The sequence below is a fragment of the Pseudoclavibacter sp. RFBI5 genome, from assembly GCF_002931395.1.
In the GTDB taxonomy this organism is placed as follows: Bacteria; Actinomycetota; Actinomycetes; order Actinomycetales; family Microbacteriaceae; genus Pseudoclavibacter.
Window position 1 is genome coordinate 55,806 of the sequence record NZ_PSYA01000001.1, and the last position, 21,750, is coordinate 77,555.

At 69.0% G+C, this 21,750-nt stretch carries 23 protein-coding genes; 16 read left to right on the top strand and 7 right to left on the bottom strand.

Features of this window, described 5'->3' with window-relative positions; genetic code table 11:
- Positions 1-76 precede the first annotated feature (76 nt).
- The gene (locus C5E06_RS00280; protein WP_104305613.1) at positions 77-445 is read left to right on the top strand and encodes a nuclear transport factor 2 family protein; all 369 of its coding nucleotides are present in this window, start codon (positions 77-79) and stop codon (positions 443-445) included.
- On the opposite strand, the gene C5E06_RS00285 is transcribed toward C5E06_RS00280, so the two are convergent.
- On the bottom strand, positions 442-1,920 hold the full coding sequence (locus C5E06_RS00285; protein ID WP_104305614.1) for an MFS transporter: 1,479 nt from the start codon (positions 1,918-1,920) through the stop codon (positions 442-444). The two genes, C5E06_RS00280 and C5E06_RS00285, sit on opposite strands and share 4 nt — an antisense overlap.
- A 142-nt stretch (positions 1,921-2,062) precedes the next feature.
- On the opposite strand from C5E06_RS00285, the gene C5E06_RS00290 reads away from it, so the two are divergent.
- Positions 2,063-3,040, top strand: a complete 978-nt coding sequence (locus tag C5E06_RS00290; protein WP_181062839.1) for a YafY family protein — start codon at positions 2,063-2,065, stop codon at positions 3,038-3,040.
- A gap of 11 nt (positions 3,041-3,051) precedes the next feature.
- Here C5E06_RS00290 and C5E06_RS00295 read toward each other — a convergent pair whose 3' ends face one another.
- Entirely contained in the window at positions 3,052-3,405 is a 354-nt protein-coding gene (locus tag C5E06_RS00295) for a hypothetical protein (protein ID WP_104305616.1), read from the bottom strand.
- A 601-nt stretch (positions 3,406-4,006) separates the two neighbouring features.
- On the opposite strand from C5E06_RS00295, the gene C5E06_RS00300 reads away from it, so the two are divergent.
- A complete protein-coding gene (locus C5E06_RS00300; protein ID WP_219820160.1) occupies positions 4,007-4,402 on the top strand; it encodes a GreA/GreB family elongation factor in 396 nt (131 codons plus the stop codon).
- Between the two features lie 334 nt (positions 4,403-4,736).
- Here the strand turns inward: C5E06_RS00300 and C5E06_RS00305 are convergent, their stop codons facing one another.
- A complete protein-coding gene (locus C5E06_RS00305) occupies positions 4,737-5,009 on the bottom strand; it encodes a hypothetical protein (RefSeq protein WP_104305618.1) in 273 nt (90 codons plus the stop codon).
- Between the two features lie 179 nt (positions 5,010-5,188).
- On the opposite strand from C5E06_RS00305, the gene C5E06_RS00310 reads away from it, so the two are divergent.
- Complete coding sequence (locus C5E06_RS00310) at positions 5,189-5,590, top strand: hypothetical protein (RefSeq protein WP_104305619.1); 402 nt, start codon at positions 5,189-5,191, stop codon at positions 5,588-5,590.
- On the opposite strand, the gene C5E06_RS00315 is transcribed toward C5E06_RS00310, so the two are convergent.
- A complete protein-coding gene (locus C5E06_RS00315; RefSeq protein ID WP_104305659.1) occupies positions 5,587-6,483 on the bottom strand; it encodes an NAD(P)-dependent oxidoreductase in 897 nt (298 codons plus the stop codon). The genes C5E06_RS00310 and C5E06_RS00315 overlap by 4 nt on opposite strands.
- 111 nt (positions 6,484-6,594) lie before the next feature.
- Between C5E06_RS00315 and C5E06_RS00320 the strand changes: the two genes are divergently transcribed.
- The 7 genes from C5E06_RS00320 (at position 6,595) to C5E06_RS00350 (ending at position 13,335) form a co-directional block, all read left to right on the top strand.
- Positions 6,595-7,653: a D-2-hydroxyacid dehydrogenase gene (locus tag C5E06_RS00320; protein ID WP_104244749.1), complete on the top strand. Its 1,059-nt coding sequence runs from the start codon at positions 6,595-6,597 to the stop codon at positions 7,651-7,653.
- Positions 7,654-7,720: 67 nt separating this feature from the next.
- Positions 7,721-8,533, top strand: a complete 813-nt coding sequence (locus C5E06_RS00325; RefSeq protein ID WP_258067448.1) for an IclR family transcriptional regulator — start codon at positions 7,721-7,723, stop codon at positions 8,531-8,533.
- 133 nt (positions 8,534-8,666) lie between these two features.
- Positions 8,667-10,124, top strand: coding sequence for an MFS transporter (locus C5E06_RS00330; protein WP_104305620.1), 1,458 nt, complete (start codon positions 8,667-8,669; stop codon positions 10,122-10,124).
- Positions 10,121-10,918: an SDR family oxidoreductase gene (locus tag C5E06_RS00335; RefSeq protein ID WP_258067449.1), complete on the top strand. Its 798-nt coding sequence runs from the start codon at positions 10,121-10,123 to the stop codon at positions 10,916-10,918. Before C5E06_RS00330 ends, C5E06_RS00335 begins: the two co-directional genes overlap by 4 nt.
- Positions 10,918-11,655: a fumarylacetoacetate hydrolase family protein gene (locus C5E06_RS00340; RefSeq protein ID WP_104305621.1), complete on the top strand. Its 738-nt coding sequence runs from the start codon at positions 10,918-10,920 to the stop codon at positions 11,653-11,655. Before C5E06_RS00335 ends, C5E06_RS00340 begins: the two co-directional genes overlap by 1 nt.
- A 34-nt stretch (positions 11,656-11,689) precedes the next feature.
- Positions 11,690-12,778, top strand: coding sequence for an L-idonate 5-dehydrogenase (locus tag C5E06_RS00345; RefSeq protein WP_181062840.1), 1,089 nt, complete (start codon positions 11,690-11,692; stop codon positions 12,776-12,778).
- On the top strand, positions 12,775-13,335 hold the full coding sequence (locus C5E06_RS00350) for a gluconokinase (protein ID WP_258067450.1): 561 nt from the start codon (positions 12,775-12,777) through the stop codon (positions 13,333-13,335). Before C5E06_RS00345 ends, C5E06_RS00350 begins: the two co-directional genes overlap by 4 nt.
- A gap of 7 nt (positions 13,336-13,342) precedes the next feature.
- Here the strand turns inward: C5E06_RS00350 and C5E06_RS00355 are convergent, their stop codons facing one another.
- Complete coding sequence (locus tag C5E06_RS00355; RefSeq protein ID WP_104305623.1) at positions 13,343-14,230, bottom strand: LysR family transcriptional regulator; 888 nt, start codon at positions 14,228-14,230, stop codon at positions 13,343-13,345.
- A 70-nt stretch (positions 14,231-14,300) separates the two neighbouring features.
- Between C5E06_RS00355 and C5E06_RS00360 the strand changes: the two genes are divergently transcribed.
- The 4 genes from C5E06_RS00360 (at position 14,301) to C5E06_RS00375 (ending at position 17,977) form a co-directional block, all read left to right on the top strand.
- A complete protein-coding gene (locus C5E06_RS00360) occupies positions 14,301-15,284 on the top strand; it encodes a DMT family transporter (protein ID WP_104305624.1) in 984 nt (327 codons plus the stop codon).
- Positions 15,285-15,378: 94 nt separating this feature from the next.
- Positions 15,379-16,545, top strand: a complete 1,167-nt coding sequence (locus C5E06_RS00365; RefSeq protein ID WP_104244763.1) for an LLM class flavin-dependent oxidoreductase — start codon at positions 15,379-15,381, stop codon at positions 16,543-16,545.
- Positions 16,546-16,661: 116 nt separating this feature from the next.
- Positions 16,662-17,339, top strand: a complete 678-nt coding sequence (locus C5E06_RS00370) for a CE1759 family FMN reductase (RefSeq protein ID WP_104305625.1) — start codon at positions 16,662-16,664, stop codon at positions 17,337-17,339.
- 56 nt (positions 17,340-17,395) lie between these two features.
- Positions 17,396-17,977 (top strand): hypothetical protein, encoded by a 582-nt coding sequence (locus C5E06_RS00375; protein WP_104305626.1) that lies wholly within the window; start codon positions 17,396-17,398, stop codon positions 17,975-17,977.
- A 202-nt stretch (positions 17,978-18,179) separates the two neighbouring features.
- On the opposite strand, the gene C5E06_RS00380 is transcribed toward C5E06_RS00375, so the two are convergent.
- Positions 18,180-19,499 (bottom strand): aspartate aminotransferase family protein, encoded by a 1,320-nt coding sequence (locus C5E06_RS00380; RefSeq protein WP_104305627.1) that lies wholly within the window; start codon positions 19,497-19,499, stop codon positions 18,180-18,182.
- Between the two features lie 108 nt (positions 19,500-19,607).
- Here C5E06_RS00380 and C5E06_RS00385 point away from each other — a divergent pair, with 108 nt between their 5' ends.
- Positions 19,608-21,218 carry a PucR family transcriptional regulator ligand-binding domain-containing protein gene (locus tag C5E06_RS00385; protein WP_181062841.1) on the top strand — a complete coding sequence of 537 codons (1,611 nt, stop codon included), beginning with the start codon at positions 19,608-19,610 and terminating at the stop codon, positions 21,216-21,218.
- A gap of 13 nt (positions 21,219-21,231) precedes the next feature.
- On the opposite strand, the gene C5E06_RS00390 is transcribed toward C5E06_RS00385, so the two are convergent.
- Positions 21,232-21,711, bottom strand: a complete 480-nt coding sequence (locus tag C5E06_RS00390) for a hypothetical protein (RefSeq protein WP_146081262.1) — start codon at positions 21,709-21,711, stop codon at positions 21,232-21,234.
- Between the last annotated feature and the right edge of the window lie 39 nt (positions 21,712-21,750).

The following is a 21,750-nucleotide window of genomic DNA, read 5'->3' on the forward strand; positions in this document are numbered from 1 at the left end:
CGTTGAGCAAGCCTTCACTCTCCGCGCAGCCCCGGATTGAATGGATGGCACACCAACAACCGAAGGATCCGCCCTCATGTCACTCCACGCAGTCCCCGCCGTGACCTCCGCCGTCGACCTCTACTTCCAAGCGCTGCACGAGTGCGATGTCACCAAGCTCGACCGGGTCTTCGACAGCTCCGCGAGTCTGTTCGACGTCACCGACGGGACGTTCACCGCCATGCCATTCGCCGAGTGGCGCGAGATCGTCGCCAATCGACCGTCGCCGCAGTCGGTCGGGCAGGCGCGCGAGGACGAGCTGCTGTCGCTCGACTTCCTCTCCGCCGACCTGGTCGTCGCGAAGGTGCGGCTGAGGATCCTCGACCAGGTCTTCGAGGACCACCTGTCGCTCGCCAACATCGACGGTGATTTTCGGGTCGTGGCGAAGACCTGGCGCGACGCCTAACGCTGCCGCTCGGCCTCCTCCGGTGCCTCCGCGACGACGGCCCCTTCAGCCGCCTCGGCTGCCTCCGAGTTCGGCGGCGGAGTCTCCGCGTACGACTTCGAGAGGAGACGGTACTGCGGGGATGCGAACGCGACGATGACGAGGCCGAGCAGCAGGACGCTCGCGACCAGGAACACCAGCGCGATGCCGCGGGCATCGCCGTCGCCGAGCATCCACCCGAGCGACTCCTGGCCCTCGCGGGACTCCATGTATGGGATGAGCCAGAACTCCGCGATGGGGCCGATCATGAACGCGCTGATGGGCGTCGACGCCGACTCGACGGTGGCCGCGAAGCCGAACACGCGTCCCTGCTTCTCGAACGGCACCACGCGTTGGATGACGGTCTGCTCTGCCGCCTCCGCGATGGGCATGATCGCCATGAAGATGAACATGCCGACGATGAACAGCCAGCCGTACTCGCGGATGGTGAACGTCGCGCCGAGCAGGGCGACGCCGATGTTGACGATGAGGAGGGTGCGGACGGGGTTCTTCCCGAGGCCGAACTTCGCGACGAGGCCGCCGCCCACGATGAAGCCGATGCTCGTGACGCCGAGCCAGACTCCCCACATCTCGACCGAGAAGAGGGTGAGGCCATACGGGTCCATGAGCGCCATGAAGACGCCGCCGACGAGGTTGTTGAGCGTCGTGAAGAGGATGAGCGCGAGCAGGCCGGGCACGAGCATGACGGCGGGAATCGCGCCGCGGAAGTTGACCTTCGCGGCGCCTGCTTCTGGGTCGTGGGCGATGCCGCGTTCGGGGATCGACACGAAGAGGAGGTGAGCGAACGAGACTGCGGTCGCGACGATCGCGATGAGCACGGTCGGCCCCATGCCGAGCAGGCCGATCGACAGGCCGGAGAACACGCTGGTGACCATGAACGCGATGCCCTGCACCGTGCCGACCAGGCCGTTCGCCCGGTCGCGCCGGTCGGCGGGCACCAGCAGCGTGACGGTGGTCGACAGCGCGATGTTGCGCAGGTTCTCGACGACCCCGCCGACCAGGATGACGCCGGCGAAGAGCCAGAACCAGATGCCGTTCCAGTCGACGAGCGCCTCCTCCGGGAAGCTCAGGTAAAGTACGCCGGCGAGCAGGTAGGTGATGAGGGTCACCGCGCTCGAGATGAGCATGACGGCCTTCTTCTTCATGTGATCGACGATCGCGCCGAAGATCATGCCGAAGACCGCCACGAGCAGCATGTAGCTGCCGCCGATGATGGACGTCGCCAGCACCGAACCCGTTTCGAGGTACGCCCAGAAGGTGAGCGCGAACCACAGGTAACTCGTCGTGACGTTGGCGATGAGCGTGTTGACGAGCACCTGGTAGAAGCTGCGCAGGGTCGCCAGCGTCGGCACGTCCTGATGTGGCAGCGCTCGCGGCGAGGCCTCGGGAGCCGAGGAGCGTTCTTCAGGTGTGGACGGGGGTGTGGTGTCGGCCATGCGTATCCCTGATTTCCTGAATCGGTGTTCTCATCATCCACCTGTCCTCCGACATTCGGAAGCGGGTCGGGTGATGCTTGCAGGATTCACGATGACGGTAATTGCGGACGAATACTGGCCGCTATCTCTCTACGATGGGATCATGTCCACCGGATCCCGCATGCTCACGCTGCTCACGCTCCTCCAGAACCACCGGTTCTGGACCGGCGATGAGCTCTCCGCGAAGCTCCGGGTGAGCCCGCGCACGCTACGGCGTGACGTCGAGCAGCTCCGGGAGCTCGGCTACCCGGTTGAGACGACGCGCGGCGTCGGGGGCGGGTACCGGCTGAGCGCTGGCGGTTCGCTGCCGCCACTCATGGTCAGCGACGAGGAGGCCCTGGCGATCGTGCTCGGACTCAGGGCCGTGACTGCCAGTGGGGTCCAAGGGGTGCAGGACGCGGCGGTCGGCGCGCTCGCGAAGATCGTGCCAGTGCTGCCGATGCACGTGCGCAAGCTCGCTGCTGGTATCGGCTCGACGGTCGGTGCCGGGCAGGCGCGCGAGGGGGCGCCCCAGGTCGAGGTCGCCGTGCTCGCCAGCGTCGCGACGGCCTGCCGGGACCGCACGATGCTGGCGTTCGACTACGAGAAGCGTGATGGTGCCCTCTCGAGTCGGCTCGTCGAGCCGCATGCGCTCGTTCCGGTCGCCCGCCGCTGGTACCTCGTCGCGTTCGACGAGGGGGCGGGCGGCTGGCGCACGTTCCGCCTCGACCGGATGCGCGGCGTCGAGTCCTTGCCGAAGAGCTTCGGCTCGCGGCCCATTCCGGGAGGCGATGCTGACGCGTTCGTGCAGTCGAGCATCCGCAACCTGCCCACCCGTTACGAGGCGGTCGTGCGAGTCGAGGTGCCAGCCGAGGACGCACGGGCTGAGGTTGGCCAGTGGGGTGTGGTCCTCGAGCTCGAAGAAGGGTGGAGCGAGGTGCGGATGCGCACGGACGACCTCGACTACGTCGTCTACCTCCTCGCCAGGCTCGATGCCCGGTGCGAGGTCGTCGGACCACCTGAACTCGTCGACGCGCTGCGAGCCTGGGGTCGCCGGCTGCTGCGCGTCGGCCTCCCAGAGGAGGCGGACGCCCCTGAGTGACTGCGCCGGTGTCAGACGTAGCGATTCATGGCCGCGAACTCGATGGAGACGGCCCTGATGTCGTCCCAGGCGAGTGCGCAGGCGGAATCGGTCGCCGGTGGCTGCGCGGCTCGGTCGCGGATGCGTCGAGCGAGCAACTCAGGGTCGTCGCAATCGGCGACGAGGAGAAATGTCGTGACCAGGTAGTCGCCGTGTTCTCTCGCGACCCGTTCGCAGAGTCGCGAGGCGGCCTGCTCGCAGGCGGTGAGAACGATCGAATCACTGAGGCCCGGGTCCGCGAGCACCACGATGACGTGGCGCAGCTTCGGCAGCTTCGAGGAGAGTGCGACGCAGTCGTGCATGACCTCCTGGAGGAGGTCGGACAAGCTTCGGCGATTCTCTCTTCGAGAGGCGTCTCTTCCGATAACCAGGGAGACAGGAGAATCCGCCAGTTCCTCGAGTTCGGAGGGTCCGTTTTCATCGGACCGAAAACGTGGATCAAGGGCGGCAAGGCACGGTAACGCGTCGCCCCGAAGAATGAGCTTGGGCACGATCTTCCTGGCTGCTTTTCCTGCGTGACGATGCCCCGGCGCCGAAAAGGCGCCGGGGTTCGACGAAAACATGGCTTGATACCTCGTTCAAAGCTGTGAAGGAGGCGCATGGGAGCCTCCGGTGGTCTCAGGTGTCCCCGTGCGGCCTGTCGTTCTAGCTCTTTCGCTTGAACGGGTCCTCTGCCTGGGTCTTGTCTCGCTTGAGTGCGCGTCGCTCCTTCAGCGTGAGCTGTGGTGCCTTCTTCGCGTTTTCCTTGGACTTTCTGTCTGCCATTCTCTTACTCGCTTCCCTTTTCTCAGCTGGCGGGTATCCGGACGACCATAGTCCATTTCCTGCGCGTTCTCATCCTTGGGGTAAATGGCCTTTCTGGGGGCTTTTGGGCTATCATGATCGTTTACCCTTTTGTCGCCTCGCGACATGAAAGAGGAGGTTCCCGTGGAAACGGTCTGGATGACGCCGACGGCATTGCGTGCCCTGCAGGACGAGCTCGAGGCGCTGCTGCGCGTGGGCGCCGACTCGTCGGCGCGCGGCAGGGAGATTCGAAAGCTCATCGATCATGCCGAGGTCGCCGCCAAGCCCGACGATGGGCTCGTCGAGGCTGGTATGCAGGTCACGGTGCGCTTCGACGACGCCGGGCGCGAGGCGACCTTCCTGCTCGGAAGCAGGGGGCTCGCCGGGTTGGACCCGAGCGTCGCGATCGACGTCTACTCGTCGGACTCGCCCCTCGGGGAGGCCATCCTGGGGAGCCGAGTCGGCAGCACGGTGACCTTCACGCCACCGGCCGGTCAGCAGCGCGTCACCATTCTGTCTGCCGTGCCGTTCTCCTGGTAGTGCTCTCGCCCGGGGAGAACTCCCCGGGTGATAGCGGGAATTCACCGGGGAAATCCGGGTATCGTAAGCGCCTCTTCTCCGCACCTCGGTGCGAGAGCCGTAGCCGTACGACCTCCCCGATGGCTTCCGCAGATTGGACCCCCGCCATGCCCCGCACCACACCCTCCACACACGCCGCCGGCGCCTCGAACAGAGAGCGACGCGAGATCGGCCGCCGCAGCATCCTCACCGGAGCAGCCTGGTCTCTTCCGGTCATCGCTCTGGCCAGTGCCGCCCCGGCCTCCTCCGCGAGTGGCGCGACCGGCGCAGACCTCCAGCTCACGAACGGAGCTGGCTACACCGACTCCTGGTACAGCGAGGACGGTCTGCAGCTCCAGTCGCTCACGGTCGGGACCATGTTCTCCGTCACGAATCTGAGCACGGCGCCAGCGCCGACGGGATTCACGGCGCGCGCGAGCTGGGACGCCCGCTGGGCGACGGCAGTCGAATGGACCGAAGGCTCGGTTCCGGGGCCGATCACGACGGTCGGGAACGTCTCGACCCAGTCGGCCGAGCACCCGGAGTCGATCGCGGCTGGGGCGGAGGGCCGGCTCCGTGTCCTTCCCACTCAACCGAGCGCGCTGACGGAGATGCTCCCCGACCTCGCCCCCTGGAAGGTCGAGGTGATCACCAGCGGAGACCCGGACCTGAGCAACAACACCGTCACGTACACGTCCCAGATCGAGGACATCGAGCCGTGGGATGCCACGCTTTCGACCGTGTGGGGAGTGCATCCTGTCACGATCGATGGAAGCGAGTACACTTACTCCTTACCCGCGGCAGCTCACGATCACGTCCACCGGACCCAACCCGATCCCTGCCGGCGAGACCATCGAGTACTCGTTCGCGAGCCAGCCGACCGACTTCATTACCGCGTTCGACGTCGCCACGGTGGCGATCGACGGGGCTGCTCGCCCCGGCTTCCTGAACGAAGAGGACTGGGCCACGGCGCCGAGCAAGGTGTGGACCACGACGCAGGAGGTTCCCGTCGGCTCGACGCTCACCCTCGACTTCACGTTCTCAGCGGGCCCGAACGCCGAGGAGGGCGTGGTCACCTCGCTCGCCTACGGCTACCTGCGCGGCGGGAAGCAGCGCGTTCCTCGCGAGGACATCCAGTTCCTCGCGCCGCGGACGTCGCTCGCGGTCTAGTTCTCGGAGCGTTCCGCGACGAAGCGTCTGGTGACGGCGATGTCCCGCTCGCCCAGGCCAGCATCCACGAGTTCGTCGAAGGCGGCCCGCAGGGTGGGGAGCAGCACTGGGTGCGTGCCGGTCGCGTCGGCGACGTCGGCTGCGAAGGTGAGGTCCTTCACCATGTACTTGGCGACGCCGGAGGGGGAGTCGTCTCCCGTGACGAGCTTCTCGCGCCTGCTCTCGAGCAGCTTGGATCCGGCGTAGCCGCCGCCGAGCAGGTCCCAGAGCACGGCGAGATCGATGCCGCTGCGCTCGGCGAGCACGCTCGCCTCGCCGAGTGCCAGGATCGTGGACGACACGATCATCTGGTTGCAGGCCTTCGCGACCTCGCCGGCGCCGAGCGGCCCGAGGTGCACGGGGCGTCCGCAGGGGTTCAGGATGCTCGTGGCTGTCGCGACCTCGTCGTCACCTCCGCCGAGCATGATCGAGAGCGTGCCAGCCTTCGCGCCGTCTTCGCCTCCGGAGACGGGGGAGTCGATGACGCGAACGCGACCCTCGCTCTCGCTGGCCAGGCGCTCCGCGAGCTCGCGGAGCCCGGTTGGCGACACGGTGGAGCCGACCATGATGAGCAGCTCTCCTGCGCCAGCGAGCAGGCCGTCGTCCCCGGCGAGCACGGCCTCGAGCTCTGGGAGGTCGGGGAGCATGACGAGGATCGCGTCGCTGGCCGCGGCGAGTTCGCGTGGCGACTTGTGCCAGGTGGCGCCTGCTTCGATGAGGGCGGTTGCCCGGTCGGGGCGGCGCCCAGTGAGCTGGAGGGTGCCGTGCGCGGCGAGCAGGTGGCCGGCCATCGGGAGACCCATGGCGCCGAGGCCGAGTACGCCGACGCGAGGAGTGTGAGCAGCAGTGGTCATGAGCACACCCTAGCCTGCTGATCATTGTGTAGGACAGTGTCCACAGTGTTGAATCGACGTAGACTTCACCACGAGAGACTGCACCTGTCGCCACGAATCGAAGAGGATCCCATGACTGACAGCCCCCAGAAACTGCGCGCGGTCGTCGCCGTCGACCTGAGCGAGGAGCTCTGCCAGCTCGTCGAGCGCCTCGAGCCTCGACTCGAAGTCGTGCGGGACCACACGTTCTACCGGCCTATGCGAGGGCCCGCCGACTGGTCCGGAGATCCGAGCGTGACTCGAACTCCCGAGCAGCAGGCCGCGTTCGACGAGCTGATCGACTCGGCCGACGTCCTCTTCGGGCTCCCGGATGTCGACTCCGCCTCCCTCGCGCGCACGGTCGCGGCCAACCCGCGACTCCGCTGGGTGCATGCGACGGCGGCGGGCGGTGGGGGGCAGGTGAAGGCGGCGGGCCTCGGCCAGGATGCGCTCGAGCGAATCGTCTTCACGACGAGTGCCGGAGTCCACGGCGGGACCCTCGCCGAGTTCGCGCTCTTCGGCGTGCTCGCCGGGGCGAAGGATCTTCCGCGCCTGCAGCAGCAGCAGTCGGCCCGGCAGTGGACGGGCCGCTGGGAGATGCGCCAGCTCGATGAGATGACCGTGCTCATCGTGGGCCTCGGCGGCATCGGCAAGGCAGCGGCGCTGAAGTTCTCGGCCCTCGGTGCCACCGTGCTCGGCACGACGCGCAGTGGCGAGGCCGTCGAGGGTGTCGACAGGCTGGTGCCCATCGACCAGCTCGCCTCGGCCGTGTCCGAGGCTGACGCCATCGTTGTCACGCTCCCCGGCACCGATGCGACGACGGGACTCCTCGGTGAGGAGGTCTTTGCGAACGTGAAGCCGGGTGTCATCGTCTCCAACGTCGGGCGCGGCACGGTCATCGACGAATCCGCGCTTCTCGCGGCCCTCGACGACGGCCGCGTCGGGTTCGCGGCCCTCGACGTCTTCGAGGTGGAGCCGCTGCCAGCCGAGAGCCCGCTCTGGGCGCACCCGAACGTGCTCGTCAGCCCGCACACGGCCGCGCTCTCGAGCGCAGAGGAGCCCCGGATCGCGAAGCTCTTCGCCGAGAACGCGCGCCGGCTCCTCGACGGTGAGCCGCTCAAGAACGTTGTCGATATCGTCGAGTTCTACTGATTTCCCACCTGTGGGCCCGTTGCGACGTCAACGGGCCGGCAGGCGTGACGAGGCGAGGAGCGGCACCGTGCCAGAAGCTGCGGATGCATCAACGAAGGCGGGCGCGCAGGACGCGCCGGAGCGCGACCTCGCACCGGCGGTGACGCGCTCGCTGCGCATCCTGTCGCTGCTGGCCGACGCTGATGGCGCGCCCATGACGCTGAGCGATATCGCCAGGGCGCTCGGTATCGCGAAATCGTCGACCGCCAATCTGGTCGCCGTGCTCGAAGACGGGCGGATGCTGCAGCGTGTGCCGCAGGGGTACCAGCTGGGCAGGCGCACGGCCGAGCTCGGCGGCGCGTTCGCGCAGCAGTTCAACCAGATCAGAGAGTTCTTCGGGGTATGCGATGCGTCTCCCGTGCTTCGCAGCGAGCTCGTGCAGGTGGTCATGCTGGACGGCCCGGACACGGTCTACCTCGCTCGTCACGAGGGTCGACGGCGCTACCAGTTGGGCACGCCGCTGGGTTCGCGCCTGCCGGCGGCGCTCACGGCCTCGGGTCGTGCGCTGCTCATGCGTCTCGACGACGAGGAGGTTGTGGAGCTCGTCGGCGCCTCCGCCTCCTTCCCGAAGCTGACGCCGCAGAGCATCGGGACGACGCGGGAGCTGCTCGACTGCCTCGCCGTCGCTCGGGAGCGCGGCTACTCGATCGACTCGAATGGCTCGGTCGGGGGAGTGACGGGCGTCGCGGTGCCGCTCGCCTCCTGGTCGCCGAGTGATCCCCCGTTTGCGCTCGGGGCGGCTCTGCCGACGGAGCTCGCGGATGCGGAGCACGTCGCTCGCGTCGGTGTGGCGCTCATCGAGGCTGCGCGGGAGCTCACGAACCCGCTGGCAGGGCGGTAGCTCAGGCCTCGGCAACATCTCGTGCGTTCAAAGTGTTGAACGTCGTCCACTGGAGTGTTAGCTTGTGGTCAGCAAGCATGCACCGACCGGCTCACCACGGCCTCGGTGCACCGCACATCAAAGGAGATGTTTCGTGACTGAGAACACCCGGCCTCCAGTGCCGACCGACGACCCGGAGTACGCAGACAACCTGCGCCGCGCGACGTTGGCCTCGAGCATCGGCTCCGCCCTCGAGTACTTCGACTTCGCGCTCTACGGCCTCATGACCGCGCTTGTCTTCAACAAGCTCTTCTTCGACCAGAGCGACCCGGCCGTCGCCGTCATCGGGGCCTTCGCCATCTACGGCGTCGGCTTCGTCGCCCGACCCTTCGGCGGGCTCTTCTTCGGCACGATGGGTGACCGCCTCGGCCGCAAGGGTGTGCTTGTCATCACGATCGTGCTCATGGGCGGCGCATCCACCGCCATCGGCCTCCTCCCCACCTACGAGACGATCGGGCTGTGGGCCCCGGCGCTGCTCGTTCTCCTGCGTCTCGCGCAGGGCTTCGGCGCCGGCGCCGAGCAGGCCGGTGCCACGGTGCTCATGGCCGAGTACGCGCCCGTGAAGCGCCGCGGGTTCTTCTCCGCGCTCCCGTTCGTCGGCATCCAGGCCGGCACGCTCCTCGCCGCCGTGGTCTTCAGCCTGCTGACGCTCATGCCGGACGAGGCGTTCCTGTCGTGGGGCTGGCGGATCCCGTTCCTCGGGTCCTTCGCCCTCATCCTCGTCGCGCTGTTCATCCGCATGCGCCTCCGTGAGACCCCGACGTTCGTCGAGCTCGAGAAGAGCGACCAGGTCGCCGACCACCCGATCCGTGAGATCTTCACCCGCGGCATGCCGGGCGTCATCACGGGCATCGGCCTGCGCATGGCCGAGAACGGCGGCTCGTACATCTTCCAGAACGTGTCGCTCGCGTTCGTCGCCGGCACGTTCATCGCGAACCCCGTCGACCGCGGCATCGCGACCTGGGGTGTCACGATCGGCTCGCTTATCGGCATCTTCTCGGTGCCGCTCTCCGGGCACCTCTCCGACAAGCTCGGCCGCCGCGCCGTCTACCGGTTCGGCGCCGTCTTCATGCTGCTCTTCGCATTCCCCGCATGGTGGATGCTCTCGCTCGGCAACGGACCCCTCACGATCGCCGTCATCGCCGTCGGTATCGGTGTGGCCGTCAACTCGATGCTCGGGCCGCAGTGCGCCATGCTCCCTGAGCTGTTCGGCAACAAGCACCGCTACCTCGGCGTGGCCATGGCCCGAGAGCTCTCTGCCGTGCTCGCCGGCGGCCTGGCCGGCGTGGTCGGCACGTGGCTGCTCACGCTCACCGGCGGCAACTGGGTGGTCATGGGGCTCTACCTCGCGACGCTCGCCGCGATCACCACCGCAGCGACGTTCCTCGTTCCAGAGACGAAGGGGCGCGACCTGCTCCGCAAGGAGGACGCCATCCGCGTCTCCACCGACGAGGAGGACACCGGCCTGATCGACCTGCAGGACATCTACGAGGCCGCACCTGCCGCAGGCACCGCGAGCAGCGCATCCGCCGCGGTGGGGGCCAAGTCGTGAGCCTCCCCGCCGGGCTGAAGGCGTTCGACCTCACGGGTCGGACAGCCCTCGTCACGGGGTCGAGCCAGGGCATCGGCCGGGCACTCGCGGGCGGTCTCGCCGCCGCGGGGGCCAGGGTCGTGGTGCACGGACGGGACCGGGCGAAAGCTGAGCGCGCGGCGGCGTCCATCGCCGAGGCCCTCGGCCTCGAGGGAACGACGGCCGAGCCGATCGTCTCGACCTTCGACGTGACGGATGCGTCAGCCGTTGATGCCGGCATCGGCGAACTCGAGGCGAGCATCGGAACGGTCGACATCCTCGTCAACAACGCGGGCATCCAGCGGCGCGCCCCCATCGCCGAGTTCACCGACTCCGACTGGCATGAGCTGCTGGCCACGAACCTCACGAGCGCGTTCCTGCTCTCGCGCCGCGTGGCTCGCGGCATGCTCGAGCGGGGCACCGGCAAGATCGTGAACATCGGGAGCGTGCAGTCGCAGGTCGCCCGCCCCTCGATCGCGCCGTACAGTGCGACGAAGGGCGCCATCGTGATGCTCACGAAGGGGCTCTGCGCCGACCTCGCGCCGGCGGGGATCACCGTGAACGCGCTTGCACCCGGCTACTTCGCGACCGAGCTCACGAAGGCGCTCGTCGACGACGCCCAGTTCTCGGCCTGGGTGGCCCAGAGGACGCCCGCCGGGCGCTGGGGGCAGGTCGACGAGCTCGTCGGCACGCTCGTGTTCCTCTCCAGTGACGCTTCGGCGTTCGTGAACGGCCAGACGATCTATGTCGATGGCGGAATGACGGCGGTTGTGTGATGCGAATCTCCAGGATCCAGACCAGTGACGGCACCGTCACGCACGCGTTCGCCGATGGCGACTCGTGGGTGCCCTGCAGTGACCCCTACGAGGCGTTCGCACGCGGCGTCGAGCCGACGCGCGAGGGCGAGGGTGTCGCGGATGCGACGCTGCTCGCTCCGAGCGAGCCGCGCATCGTCGTCGGGATCGCGCAGAACGGCCCGGAGCATCCCTCTCCGGTGCAGGCTTGGCTGAAGAGCCCCCGCACGGTCGTGCCGAGCGGAACCCCGGTGGCGCTGCGCCGAGGCGTCGGCAAGGTCGTCATCGAGGGCGAGGTGTGCGTCGTCATCGGCCGTGACGCGGTCGACGTGTCTGCGGAGGACGCGCACACCGTGATCCTCGGTCTCACCGCCGTCAACGACATCTCGAACCCAGACCGGGGCAGCATCGACCCCCGTAACTTCGAGGGCAAGGGCGGCGTCGGCTACACGCCGCTCGGCCCCTGGATCGAGACGGGAGCGGACCTCGCCGCCGCCGAGCTCGAGGTGCGCATCAACGGCGAGCGGAAGGTGCTCACCGGAAGCCAGGAGCTGCCAGCGGGCATCGCCGAGTGCGTCGCCTACGTCACGAGCTGGGTGCCGCTCGGCCCCGGCGACATCATCATGACGGGCGCCCCGAAGTCGGGGTTCGCGGCCCAACCCGGGGACCTCATCGAGATCACCGTCGCGGGCGTGCCGCTGGTGACGCCGTGCGTCTGACTCACGAACCATTCGACGTGCAAGGAGATCGCAAGTGACCCAGGAGAACCTCGGAGTCGTCGCCCACGGCAAGGGCGACCTGCGGCTCGACGCCCTACCGGAGCCGGAGCCGACCCCGGATCAGGCCGTCGTCGCGATCGCGTATGGCGGCGTGTGCGGCTCGGACCTGCACTACTGGATGCACGGGGCCGCGGGGGAGTCGATCCTCCGTGACCCGCTCCTCCTCGGCCACGAGATCGTCGGCACCGTGCTCGAGGCAGCGGCTGACGGGAGCGGCCCTCGGGTCGGCCAGCAAGTCGCCGTCCACCCCGCCACGCAGGGTGAGGATGGCGTGACGCCCTACCCGGCCGAGCGACCGAACCTCTCTCCTGCCGGCACCTATCTCGGCTCTGCCGCGCGCATCCCGCACACTCAGGGGGCATTCGCGCGTCGAGTCGCCCTGCCAGCACGCATGCTCCGCGCGCTGCCAGCGGGCCTCGACCTCAAGCTGGCATCCCTCGCCGAGCCGGCCTCCGTCGCCTGGCACGGAGTCGGGCAGGCTGGAGACGTGCGAGGCAAGCGGGTGCTCGTCATCGGCGCCGGCCCGATCGGCGCGCTTGTCGTCGCCGTGCTGAAGCACCACGGCGCCGGCGAGATCATCGCGAGCGATCTCCACGAGCTGCCGCTCGCCGTCGCCACCGAGCTCGGGGCGAATCGCGTCATCGACGCGCGCGATGCGGCTGCGATCGCCGCCGTGCACGCCGACGTCGTCATCGAGTCGTCTGGCACGGTGCCTGGGCTCGCCAGCGCCATCCGTGGCGCCGGTCGCGCGGGCCGCGTCGTCCTGCTCGGTCTGCAGCGCAGCGGTGAGGTCCCCGCCCTGCTGTCGCTCGCGATCACTCGCGAGCTGACCCTCGTCGGCTCGTTCCGCTTCACCGACGAGATCGACGCCGTGATCGGCGCGCTCGCCGACGGCTCACTGGTCGTGGATGCAGTGCTCACGCACGAGTTCCCGGTCGAGCGGGCGCTCGAGGCGTTTGCCGTGGCCGGTGACGCCTCCAGGTCGTCGAAGGTGCTGCTCTCGTTCGCCGACGCCGACGCCGACGCCGACGCCGACGCTCGCGTGGACGGGGCCGCGTCGTGAGCGCTGCGGAGGCCGAAGGCGCCGCGCGTCCCGCTCCTGCGCATCCGCCCATGGTCGTCATGGGGGTGCAGGGCACGGGCAAGACCACGATCGGCTCGGCACTGGCGGCCCGACTCGACGTGACCTTCATCGACAGCGACGACCTGCACCCGCCCGCCAACAAGGCGAAGATGTCGGCGGGAACACCCCTCGACGACGAAGACCGTGTGCCCTGGCTCAAGGTCATCGGCGCGACGATCGCCGCCAACGCCGCCGAAGGGCGCGTGACGATCGTCGCCTGCTCGGCGCTCAAGCGCTGGTATCGGGAGCTGCTGCGCTCGAGCGTGCCAGAGCTGCGCTTCATCCACCTGTCAGGCCAGCGCGACCTCGTCGCCTCACGCCTCGCAACGCGACAGCACGAGTTCATGCCAACGACGCTGCTCGACAGTCAGTTCGAGGTGCTCGAACCGCTCGCGCCCTGGGAGGCTGGGGTCGTGGTTCCCGTCGCGGGCACGCCAGTCGAGATCGTGGACGCGATCGTCGCGTACCTCGAAGGAGCCGAACCCTCCGAGGCCTGAGGGGCCATCAGAGCTCGACCTTCACCGTGCTCGCGAAGTCGACGCCAGTCGCATCGACGAGTGCCCCCACAAGCGGGTGCCATGGGCGAGTGTTGGGCCCGGACAGCACGAGCTGCCGCGGCCTGCGTGCCGTGAGCGGGCGCATCACGAGGTCGTCCGGGAGCATCCCGCGCCCCAGGGACGGGATGACGGCGACACCCATGCCCTGCTGCACCATGCGGAACATCGTGCTCATCTCGCGGACGCGGTGCGAGAAGACGTAGGGGAGCCCGAGCTCGTCGTGCATCTTCCTGACGTGCGTCTCGCATCCGCCCGTCGACACGATGAGGCCGTCGTCGTCGAGCTCGTCGAGCGGGATCGAGTCCTGCTGCGCGAGCGGGTGGTCGGCAGGCACAAGCGCGGCGAACTCGTCCGTGGCGACGAGGAGCCCGCCTGGCGGCGCGGGGGATGGCTCGACGAGGACCGCGGCGTCCACGAGTCCCGCTTCGAGCCACTCGGGCATCTCCTCGTCGTCGCCCTCGTAGATCGACACGGCGATGTTGGGCAGCCGCGCGGACCACAGGGCCAGCAGGTCAGGGACCAGCCCCTGGCAGACCGTCGCGACCGCCCCGAGTCGGACGGTGCCGGACAGGGTCTCGTCGCGTCTCACGGCGCTCTCCAGCGCTGAGACGGAGGCCAGCGCGGCTCGGGCATGCTCGATCACGCCGAGGCCGAGCGCGGTGAGGGTGATCCCGCCGTCGCGGCGCAGGACCCGGCCGCCGACAGCCTTCTCGAGGCCCGTCACGGAGTGCGAGATCGCCGACTGGCTGACCCCCAGCTCGGTGGCGGCAACGGTGAAGGACGCGCGATCCACGACCGTGACCAGCGCACGGAGCTGGGCGATGGTGACGGTCATGAGATCTCCTCATGTGGGGATGAAGCAGATGCATTTGCCTCATGTAGGGGTGCCGCCAACAATAAGTCCCATGAGTCCTACCGGCAACACCCGCGGCACCGTCGCCGCCTTTGTCGTCCTCTCCCTCGTCTGGGGCGCGAGCTTCCTCTTCATGAAAGTCGGGCTCGAGGGGCTCAGTCCAGCGCAGCTCGTGTTGGGACGCCTCACGCTGGGGGCCGCGGCACTCGTCGCGATCATGCTGGTCACTCGGCGACGCTGGCCCAGGGGGCGGAAGATCTGGGTGCACATGCTCGTCGTGTCCCTCGCGCTCGCGGTTGTGCCCTATTCGCTCTTCGCCTGGGCTGGGCAGTACATGCCGAGCAGCCTCTCGAGCATCTACAACGCGACGACACCCATCATGACGCTCCTGCTCATGCCGCTTGTGCTCGTCGGCGAGCGGCTCACGCGCACGCAGGTCGTCGGCCTCGTGGTCGGTCTGAGCGGGGTCGTCGTGCTCGCGGCCCCCTGGCAGCTCATCGGCACGGGCCAGGTGCCCGAGCTGCTGCCCGCCCAGCTCGCCTGCCTCGGCGCCACCATCTCCTACGGATTCGCGGGGCTCTACATGCGCCGGTTCCTCACGAGTTCGGGATACGACACGATCACCCTGTCGACCGTCCAGATCGGCCTGGCCGCCGTCATCGTGTGGCTCCTCGCGCCCCTCACCGCGCGGGGCGAGGTCGCGATCGACCTGCCGGTGCTCCTGGCCGTCGCGGGGCTCGGCGTGCTCGGGACCGGACTCGCCTACATCTGGTACAACCGCATCCTGCACGACTGGGGCCCGGCCCGCGCATCCACCGTCACCTATCTCTCGCCAGTTGTCGGCGTCATCCTGGGGGTCGTGGTGCTGGGGGAGTCGGTGCACTGGAACCAGCCGCTCGGCGGTCTGATCGTTGTGGTGGGGGTGCTCGCGAGCCAGGGGCGCGTGCCCGGGATCCGGGCTCGAACCGCCGTCGCCGCCCCTGTCGCTGCTCCCGTCGAAGGTGTGCTGCCAGTGGAGTCGAGCACGCGGGAATAGATCCGCACGCGCTACGTTGTATGCATATGCATGGAGTTGGGAATCCAGAACCAGGACCGACCCGGCCCGTGCATCCACAACGAAAGGGCTGAACATGCAGTTCGGAATCTTCTCCGTCAGCGACATCACACGCAACCCGGTCACCGGCGAGACGCCGAGCGAGGCCGAGCGCATCGACGCGATCGTCAAGATCGCCCAGAAGACCGAAGAGGTCGGCCTCGACGTCTTCGCCATCGGCGAGCACCACAACCCGCCCTTCTTCTCCTCCTCGCCCGCCGTGCTCCTCTCGCACATCGCGGCACTCACGAAGACGCTGCGCGTCTCCACGTCGACGACCCTCATCACGACCAACGACCCCGTGCGCATCGCCGAGGAATACGCGATGCTGCAGCACCTCTCCAAGGGCCGCATGGACCTCATGCTCGGCCGCGGCAACACCGCTCCCGTCTACCCGTGGTTCGGCAAGGACATCCGCTCCGGCCTGCCCCTCGCCCTCGAGAACTACAACCTGCTCCACCGCCTCTGGCGCGAGGACGTCGTCGACTGGGAAGGCAAGTTCCGCACTCCCCTGCAGGGCTTCACCTCGACGCCCCGCCCCCTCGACGACGTGGCACCGTTCGTGTGGCACGGCTCCATCCGCACCCCGGAGATCGCCGAGCAGGCCGCCTTCTACGGCGACGGGTTCTTCGCGAACAACATCTTCTGGCCGAAGGAGCACTACATGCGCCTCATCGACTTCTACCGCCAGCGCTACGAGCACTACGGCCACGGCAAGGCCTCGCAGGCGATCGTCGGCCTCGGCGGGCAGGCGTTCATCGCCAAGAACTCGCAGGACGCGAAGGACCAGTTCCGCCCCTACTTCAACGAGGCGCCCGTCTACGGCCACGGGCCGCGGATGGAGGACTTCATGCAGCAGACCCCGCTCTCGGTCGGCAGCCCGCAGGAGGTCATCGACAAGACCCTGACGTTCCGCGAGCACTTCGGCGACTACCAGCGCCAGCTGTTCCTCATGGACCACGCCGGCCTGCCGCTCGGAATGGTGCTCGACCAGCTCGAGCTCCTCGGCTCCGAAGTGGTTCCCGTGCTGCGCCGCGAGCTCGAGGCGCTCCGCCCCGCCGAGGTCCCCGACGCGCCCACGCACGAGTCGCTTGTCCTCGCGAAGTACGGCGACGCCGCGCCGCGCCAGCCGCGCCCCAACGAGAACCGCGGCGACAACGTCACCGGCTCCTCGCCCTACCAGGACACCGCGCTCGTCGCCTAGCGACCGCGAAGCGAGTGCGCGGGGCCGGCCCATTCGACCGGCCCCGCGCATCCGTTCGGCTCCTCGCCTCTCCTCTTGGCTCTCCCCTCAGCTTCAACCCGTTCGGAAGGACTTCCATGACCAACGCACAAGGCGCCTACCGCGTCGCCGTCGTCAACGCCGGTATCAGCGACCCGTCGTCGACGAAGCTGCTCGCAGACCGCATCGAGCGTGGCGTCTCCAAGCTCGCGGCGACACGAGGCCGTGACGTTGTATCGACGCACATCGATCTGCGGATGCTCCTCCCCGAACTGCCAGCAGCCCTCGGCTCGCAGAGCTTCGGCCCCCAGTTCGAGCGCGCCATCGCGGCGCTCCGCGACGCCGACGGCATCATCGCGGCCGCCCCCGTCTACAAGGCCGGGCCGAGCGGACTCTTCACGTCGTTCTTCCAGACCCTCGACAACGACCTCCTCATCGCCAAGCCCGTCGTGCTCGCCGCAACCGCCGGCACTGCGCGTCACGCGCTTGTCGTGGACGAGCAGATGCGGTCGATGTTCGCGTACCTGCGCACCATGACCGTGCCCACGTCGCTCTTCGCCTCAACCGAGGACTGGCAGGATGCGGGCCTCGGGTCCCGCATCGAGCGCGCATCCGTCGAGCTCCTCGCCCTGATGGAGGCTGGCGTCGAGCAGACGATCCGCGGCGACAACTGGGGCGGCTACCAGCACGAGCTCGGCAGCGCAGGCGGAACCGAGCTCGGCATCGAGCTGAACTCCGACCTCATGCGCATGGCCGCAGGTGGAGGCGCGGCCTAGCCGCGCTGCGGTTCGCCGCTGAGGCTCTGATCAGACCGAGTCGGGACAATGGGGGCATGACTTCTCCGAGAACCGACCTCCGCAAGCGCGCGATCCTGGCAGCGGGACAGGGCGCGCTGACCGCCCTCTACTACGCCACCCCTGACGTGATCTCGTCGAGGGCTGGTCGCGGAGTCGCGAAGACGATGCTGGCCCTCGGCGTCGGCGGGCTCGCGGCGTCGGAGTACGACGAGCTGAAGATCGGCAAGCGCGGACGCATCGAAGACACTGACCTGCTCGTGCAGCCGGCGGCGCAGGCACCGGGCGAGCTCATCGGCGGCCCAGGCGAGCAGGCTGATGCGCCACACCCGGCGTCGGGCGAGCGACCGAACGGTGAAGACGGTGCAGACGGGAAGCCGCAGAGCTTCTCCCAGTTCTGGATCTCGCTCTCTCCGGCGAGCCGGGTCGCCCTCGGCGGGCTCGCCACGGCTGCTGGAGCCGGGGCGATCCTCGCCGCTGTCGCCGGCGAGCGGTGGATCTACCGCTTCGGCGAGCGTCGCGCCAACGGCGGGGTGACGGCCGCGCACACCAAGACGGGCCTCGTGATCGGCGGCCTCACCGCGCTCATGGCGCTGATTCCGCCGCCCGAGGACAAGTAGGCCCTCGGCCGCGGGCGTTCCCTGCGGCGCGAAGCCGCGGCTGTCCAACTTCCGTGACGCCGTGCTTGCGCTGACGCCCCGGCGGTCCGCCGGTGCCGAATCGTCACGGAAGTTGGACAGGAAACGCGATTCCGTTCGCGGCGACGCCCATTGCCGCAGCAGTCCAGTCGTGCAGGAGTGCGGCGGCGCCGAGGCCCAGCGCTCAGAATCCGGCGAGCACCTCGTCGATGATGGCAATGCCGCGGAGCGCATCGGCGTCGGTGATGACGGCGGGTGGCACGACGTGGATGCGGTTGTCGGCGACGAACGGCAGCAGGCCGCGGGCCACGAGCTGCGACTTGATGGTCGCCATGTCGGCCGCGGCGAGCGGGGCGCGCGTCAGCGGGTCGCTGACCAGCTCGACCGCCCAGAAGACACCCTTGCCGCGCACCTCGCCGACGACGTCGTGGCGTGCGGCAAGCTCGTGCAGTGCGGGGCCGATGACCTCGCGTCCGAGGCGGGCCGCGTTCTCGACGATGCCCTCCTCCTCCATGGTCTCGAGGGTCGCGACGATGGATGCGGCGGCCAGTGGATGCCCCGAGTACGTGAGCCCGCCTGGGAAGACCTCCTCATCGAAGCGCGCGGCGATCTCCTCGGAGATGATGACCCCGCCGACCGGCACGTAGCCCGAGTTGACGCCCTTCGCGAAGGTGATGAGGTCGGGACGGACATCGTAGGCATCGAACGCGAACCACTCGCCGGTCCGCCCGAACCCGGCCATGACCTCGTCGAGGATGAGCAGGACGCCGTAGCGGTCGCAGATCTCCCGCACGCCGGCAAGGTACCCGGGCGGCGGCACGAGCACGCCAGCGGTTCCGGGGATGCTCTCGATGAGGATGGCCGCGACGGACGCGGGGCCCTCCGCCTGGACGACGCGCTCGAGGTGTCGAAGTGCCCGTGCGCTCTCCTGCTCGGGCGTCTCGGCCCAGAATTCCGAGCGGTACAGGTACGGGCCGAAGGCGTGCACGTGGCCGCGCGCGTACTCGTTGGGGATGCGTCGCCAGTCGCCGGTCGCGACGATCGCGGCTCCCGTGTTGCCGTGGTAGCTGCGGTACAGGGACACGACCTTGTCGCGCCCCGTCGAGAGGCGGGCCATGCGAATCGCGTTCTCGACCGCATCCGCACCGCCGTTCGTGAAGAACACCTTTGAGAAGCTCTCTGGGGCGTGCGACAGGATCAGCTCCGCCGCCTTCGCCCTTGTCTCGTTGGCGTGCGCCGGGGCGATCGTCACGAGCTTCGCGGCCTGCTCCTGGATGGCCGCGATGACCTTCGGGTGCTGGTAGCCGATCGTGACGTTCACGAGCTGGCTCGAGAAATCGAGGTACTCGTTGCCGTCGAAGTCCCACAGTCTCGCGCCTTCGCCGCGGGCGATGGGCAGCGGCGAGATCTTCCCCTGAGCTGACCAGGAGTGGAACACCGAGGCGAGGTCGCGCTCGCGAACGTCCGTGTTGCTGAGGTGGGTGCTGAGGGTGGGAGCGGTCATGTCTCCACTCTGCGGCCCGGAATGCGTCGCGTTCGTGGTCAAATCGGTGAGAATGGGTGCCATGACTCGACAAAAGCGTCAGCATGGTTCCGCACCCAGGGGGCTCGCGTGAGTGTCACGCTGCGCGAGCTCGTGGAGGAGACCGAGTTCAAGCTGCGGGTGCTGCACGCCGCGGACGCGAGCGCACTGGAACGCGAGCTCGTTTGGGCGCATAGCTCCGACCTCGGCGACCCGACACCGTGGCTCGAAGCCGGCCAGCTCCTGCTCACCGACGGCATGCAGTTCGCGGTGTCCGAGGCGCCGGACCCCGGAGCGCAGCCGCAGAGCGCCGCGAACGGACTGCGCTCGCCGGTCTCCGCGACCGCGACCGTTCGATTCCAAGCGCTCGCCAGCGAGGACGTCTTCGACGCGTATGTCGCCCGACTGCGGGCGGCCGACATCGCGGCGCTCGGCTTCGCGACCGAGGTCATCCACGCGGAGGTGCCCGCTGCCCTCGTCGCCGCCTGCGAGCGCCACGGCCTGACGCTCGTCGAGGTCGCCGAACGCACCCCGTTCATCGGCATCATCCGCTACCTCGCGGACCAGCGCGCCCTCGAGCAGCGAGCGCGGCTCGAATGGTCGCTGCAGGCGCAGCGCAAGCTCGCGAGGGCCGCCCTCAGGCCCGGCGGTCTCGGCGCGATCCTCGTCGAGCTCGAACGGCAGCTGGAGAGCTGGGTGGCGCTCTACGACTCGACGGGGCTCCGCGTGGACGCGCAGACGCGCATCCGGGTGCCGGAGAGCGAAGCCCCTGAGATCGAGCGGATGGTGCAGAGCCTCCTCGCGCGCGGCGGTCGCTCGGGGGCGCACCTGCACGGCGAGAGCGGTGACGTGACCCTGCAGACCGTCGGCCAGCACGGCCAGCTCCGCGGGGTGCTCGCGGTCGGCGGGCGAGCCCCGCTTGATCTGGCGGGCAACGACCTCGTCGCGAGCGCGATCGGTCACGCGTCGATCGCGCTCGAGCAGAATCGGGAGCTGGATGCGGCCCGCGGGCACCTGCGCGTCGGCCTCCTCGAGCTGCTCCTCGCCGGCGAGATGGAGGTGGCGACGCGCACTGCCGAGACGGTGTGGGGCAAGCTCCCCGCGGCTCCGATCCGGGTCATGCAGGCGCGGGGCGGCGAACCCGGGCAGGCGCTGCTCGACCGGCTCGAGCGGCTCGCGGGGTCCGGTCCCGAGCCGATCTTCTTCGCCGCACGGGACCACGACCTCGTGGCGATCGTGCCAGCACGAGGGGGCGCGGCACTGCTCGAGGCGCTCATAGAAGCTGGCTTCTCGGCCGGCGCCTCCGCGCCCGGCGACTGGCCCGAGCTGCCGCGACTGCTCGCGGAGGCGCGCAAGGCCGCGGAGCGCAGCACGCCGAACCGGCCGTCCGTGCGGTTCGAGGACCTCGCCACGACGGGGATGCTCGGCGCGCTCGAGGCGGCCGACGGCCGAGTCACCGCGCGCCGCGTCCTGCAGCCCCTGCTCGAGCATGGGGAGCAGGGCCGCCTGCTGCTCGACACGCTCGCCGCCTGGACGGAGGGGAACTGCGCGTGGGACCCGGTCGCGAAGTCACTCGGCATCCACCGGCACACGCTTCGCAGCCGCGTGACCACGGCAGAGCAGCTCCTCGGCATCGACCTGCAGTCCTTCGCGGGGCGGGCCGAGGTGTGGTCGGCGATGCGCCTCCTCGACGACGCCTGACTCAGCGCGGCGGCTACTGCCCGTTCCGGAGCCGGTCTGCGAGCTGCCGCATGCTGAGGGCGCGCTTCTGCCAGAAGGTCCACATCCCGAACCACACGAACGGGGTCAGGAGGCCAGCACCCAGCTTGAGCTGGTCGCGGTAGAGCGTGCGACCGCCGGGCAGCGGCGAGACGACCATCGTGTGCTCGAACGTCGTCATGACGGCCATGAGTCCCGACTCCGGGTACCCGCGGTCGCGGAGCTCGTGCATCCCGTCTCCCAGGTCGCGGTACTGGCCGTCGATGACCTGCGTGCCGAGCGGAACCACGCCGAGCAGGCGGATCTCGACGCGGTGGGGGCGCTCGGGCGACCAGCGTTCGGGGAAGCCGCCGGGTTCGAGCGAGCGCACTTCCGCGAGTGGGCCCGCCACTGCGCGGAAGGCTTCCGGCCGTTGGAGGGCGTCGGCGAGCAGTTCGGTTGGGCAGTCGAGCTCGAGCTTGAGGAGGATTCGCACGTGTGCATCCTCCCTCGTGTCTCCGCGCGGCACCTGCAC

Bases quoted from the DNA above. Each gene is read 5' to 3' on its own strand.
- C5E06_RS00280 (WP_104305613.1), top strand. From the start codon at position 77: ATGTCACTCCACGCAGTCCCCGCCGTGACCTCCGCCGTCGACCTCTAC.
- C5E06_RS00285 (WP_104305614.1), bottom strand. From the start codon at position 1,920: ATGGCCGACACCACACCCCCGTCCACACCTGAAGAACGCTCCTCGGCT.
- C5E06_RS00290 (WP_181062839.1), top strand. From the start codon at position 2,063: ATGTCCACCGGATCCCGCATGCTCACGCTGCTCACGCTCCTCCAGAAC.
- C5E06_RS00310 (WP_104305619.1), top strand. From the start codon at position 5,189: ATGGAAGCGAGTACACTTACTCCTTACCCGCGGCAGCTCACGATCACG.
- C5E06_RS00315 (WP_104305659.1), bottom strand. From the start codon at position 6,483: ATGACCACTGCTGCTCACACTCCTCGCGTCGGCGTACTCGGCCTCGGC.
- C5E06_RS00320 (WP_104244749.1), top strand. From the start codon at position 6,595: ATGACTGACAGCCCCCAGAAACTGCGCGCGGTCGTCGCCGTCGACCTG.
- C5E06_RS00340 (WP_104305621.1), top strand. From the start codon at position 10,918: ATGCGAATCTCCAGGATCCAGACCAGTGACGGCACCGTCACGCACGCG.
- C5E06_RS00355 (WP_104305623.1), bottom strand. From the start codon at position 14,230: ATGACCGTCACCATCGCCCAGCTCCGTGCGCTGGTCACGGTCGTGGAT.
- C5E06_RS00360 (WP_104305624.1), top strand. From the start codon at position 14,301: ATGAGTCCTACCGGCAACACCCGCGGCACCGTCGCCGCCTTTGTCGTC.
- C5E06_RS00365 (WP_104244763.1), top strand. From the start codon at position 15,379: ATGCAGTTCGGAATCTTCTCCGTCAGCGACATCACACGCAACCCGGTC.
- C5E06_RS00370 (WP_104305625.1), top strand. From the start codon at position 16,662: ATGACCAACGCACAAGGCGCCTACCGCGTCGCCGTCGTCAACGCCGGT.
- C5E06_RS00375 (WP_104305626.1), top strand. From the start codon at position 17,396: ATGACTTCTCCGAGAACCGACCTCCGCAAGCGCGCGATCCTGGCAGCG.
- C5E06_RS00380 (WP_104305627.1), bottom strand. From the start codon at position 19,499: ATGACCGCTCCCACCCTCAGCACCCACCTCAGCAACACGGACGTTCGC.